The sequence below is a fragment of the Streptomyces sp. NRRL WC-3549 genome (assembly GCF_000721935.1).
Taxonomy (GTDB): Bacteria; Actinomycetota; Actinomycetes; order Streptomycetales; family Streptomycetaceae; genus Streptomyces.
In genome coordinates, this window is sequence record NZ_KL585390.1 from 10,059 (window position 1) to 12,063 (window position 2,005).

At 71.9% G+C, this 2,005-nt stretch carries 2 protein-coding genes and 1 pseudogene; 2 read left to right on the top strand and 1 reads right to left on the bottom strand.

The genetic code is table 11. The annotated features are described in order from the left end of the window. Nucleotides 1–324, bottom strand: a 324-nt coding sequence (locus IH13_RS0108170) for a 5-formyltetrahydrofolate cyclo-ligase (RefSeq protein WP_234433248.1), incomplete at its 3' end; no start/stop codon positions are given. A gap of 106 nt (nucleotides 325–430) precedes the next feature. Between IH13_RS0108170 and galU the strand changes: the two genes are divergently transcribed. Both galU and IH13_RS0108180 read left to right on the top strand, forming a co-directional pair. Next, nucleotides 431–1,333, top strand: a complete 903-nt coding sequence (gene galU, locus IH13_RS0108175; protein WP_031082407.1) for a UTP--glucose-1-phosphate uridylyltransferase GalU — start codon at nucleotides 431–433, stop codon at nucleotides 1,331–1,333. Nucleotides 1,334–1,337: 4 nt separating this feature from the next. Beyond that, a pseudogene (locus IH13_RS0108180) lies at nucleotides 1,338–2,005 on the top strand (molybdopterin molybdenumtransferase MoeA); the annotation flags it as partial.

Genomic DNA, 2,005 nt, shown 5'->3' on the forward strand with positions numbered 1-2,005 from the left:
GGGGGTACTGTGCGGCTCCAGGAGGCCGCGTCCGGCGGGCAGCAGGTGCTCCTTGCCCTCGTAGACGGCCCAGTCCAGGTCGTTGTCCGCCATGAGGACCGGCAGCAGCACGCGTACGCCCCGGGCGTGCAGCCCGTCCAGCAAGGCGTGCGTGCCCGGCTCGCGGCCCACGGACACGTAGGCGGCCACGGTCCGGGCGTCCGACAGCTCGGGGAGGGCCGCGGCGGCCGCGGCCAGGAGTTCGGCGGCGTCCCTGACCTCACGTGAGGTCAGCAGCCTCCTGGCGGCGAGCAGTTCGCGTCGCAGGAGTGCCTTTCGGGACATGTCGTCGTTCAACGGGTGCTCGCAAACCTCGTGTATCGGGTTGTATGAGTGCGGAGTTAACCGGATGCTCACCTTCCGCCCATAGTCACCCGTTACAGTGCTGCGCATGACTCAGTCGCGCCCCAGGATCAGCAAAGCTGTCATCCCAGCTGCAGGTCTCGGCACCCGGTTCCTGCCGGCCACCAAGGCCACTCCCAAGGAGATGCTGCCTGTCGTCGACAAGCCCGCCATCCAGTATGTCGTCGAGGAGGCGGTCGCGGCAGGCCTCTCGGACGTGCTGATGATCACCGGTCGCAACAAGCGTCCCCTGGAGGACCACTTCGACCGGAACTACGAGCTGGAGTCGGCGCTGGACCGCAAGGGCGACGCCGAACGGCTCTCCAAGGTGCAGGAGTCCAGCGACCTGGCCACCATGCACTACGTACGCCAGGGCGACCCGCGCGGCCTCGGCCACGCCGTCCTGTGCGCCGCACCGCACGTGGGGGACCAGCCCTTCGCCGTCCTCCTCGGCGACGACCTGATGGACCCCCGGGACCCGCTGCTCGCCCGGATGATCGAGGTCCAGGAGCGTGAGGGCGGCAGCGTGGTCGCCCTCATGGAGGTCGACCCGGCGCAGATCCACATGTACGGATGCGCGGCCACCGAGACCACCGCGGACGGCGACGTCGTGCGGGTCACGGGGCTGGTGGAGAAGCCCGACCCCGCCGACGCGCCCAGCAATCTCGCCGTCATCGGCCGCTATGTCCTGGACCCCGCGGTCTTCGGCATACTGCGGCGGACCGAGCCCGGCCGCGGCGGCGAGATCCAGCTCACCGACGCACTCCAGCTGCTCGCCGAGGACGAGAAGATCGGCGGGCCCGTGCACGGGGTCGTCTTCAAGGGCCGCCGCTACGACACCGGCGACCGCGGCGACTATCTGCGTGCCATTGTCAGACTGGCGTGCGAACGTGAGGACCTGGGGCCGGACTTCCGGACCTGGCTGAAGCGGTACGTCACCGAGGAGTTGTAGGAGCGTGAGCAGCAAGACCTGGTCGGTCGACGAGCACCTGGACGACGTCCTCGCCGCGGTCCGGCCCCTGGAGCCCATCGAGCTCCAGCTGCCGGACGCCCAGGGCTGTGTCCTGGTCGAGGACGTCGTGGTGGAGGTCGCGCTGCCACCGTTCGACAACAGCTCGATGGACGGTTACGCGGTCCGGGTCTCCGACGTCGAGGGCGCGGGCGAGGAGTTCCCGGCCGTCCTCACCGTCGTCGGCGACGTCGCCGCGGGCGACGGCGGGCTGGCCGGTGGCCGGTCCCTCGCCCCCGGGGAGGCCGCCCGCATCATGACCGGCGCCCCGCTCCCGGAGGGCGCCGAGGCGGTCGTCCCGGTCGAGTGGACGGACGGGGGCACGGGCGGCGGCCCCGCCACCGCCATGCGTGCGCACAGCGAGGCTCCGGAAGGGGCGGGCGGCGAGGTCCGCGTGTACCGGCCGGTGAAGGCCGGGGCACACGTCAGGACCCGGGGCAGCGACGTGCGCCCGGGGGACCTGGCACTGCGGGCGGGCTCGGTCGTCGGGCCCGCGCAAATCGGGCTGCTCGCCGCGATCGGCCGTGCGTCGGTGAAGGTGCGGCCCCGCCCGCGTGTCGTCGTGCTGTCCACGGGCAGCGAGCTGGCGCAGCCGGGCGAGGAGCTGACCGGCGG

Bases quoted from the DNA above. Each gene is read 5' to 3' on its own strand.
- galU (WP_031082407.1), top strand. From the start codon at position 431: ATGACTCAGTCGCGCCCCAGGATCAGCAAAGCTGTCATCCCAGCTGCA.